Source organism: Bacillus sp. LR--39 (assembly GCF_053613335.1).
Map to the genome: position 1 here is coordinate 1 of NZ_JBSIOT010000736.1, position 767 is coordinate 767.

Sequence of the window (767 nt, forward strand, 5' to 3'; positions counted from 1 at the left end):
TGGCCCACTCAATGCCGTTAATAATCCAGCTATATTGGCCGCTTCCTGTTGAATCAAGCACTTTTACTGCATATAATGATGCGCTTGGCGCTACGCCCAGAACACCGATTGAGTTATTAAGAGCGGCAATCGTACCGGCGACATGCGTACCGTGAGAACTGCCGTCCTGGTATGGGTTTGTTTCAGAAGGAACGAAGCTTGCTCCGCCTCTGACGTTTAAGTCAGGATGAGAAGAGTCAATTCCGCTGTCGATAACAGCTACTTTTACGTTAGAGCCTGTGTAGCCTTGAGAGTGAAGAGCCGGCGCTTTAATTTGAGAAATGCCATAAGGAACAGATTGCGCATATTCATGTGCAATATGATCTTCTTCCACATATGCAACGCTCGGATCTTTTTTCAATTCTTTTACAGCTTTTTCATCCAATGTTGCTGCGGCCGCGTTAACATACTTAAATTGCTTTTGAACCTTTCCGCCTTTTTCAGAAATAACATCCTTTTTCTTGGCGGAACTCATGGCACTCATTGTCTGCTTAAATCCGACAATGTATTTCTTTTCTGTACTGCTTTTTCCGGCAGCCTGCGCAGACATGTTGCTGAACGCCATCGTAAAGATTAACGTTAACGCAAACAACAAGCTGATCCACAATTTTTTGCTTCTCACTCTTTACCCTCTCCTTTTAAAAAATTCAGAGTAGACTTACTTAAAAGACTATTCTGTGAATTTATTGTAATAGATGGAATAATATTTTAGTAGACCCATTTTTTTG

The 767-nt window shown here is 41.9% G+C and carries 1 pseudogene; it reads right to left on the reverse strand.

Annotated features, from left to right (window positions below):
- A pseudogene (gene aprE / locus ACWHAR_RS26195) lies at positions 1-661 on the reverse strand (subtilisin AprE); the annotation flags it as partial.
- Positions 662-767 lie beyond the last annotated feature (106 nt).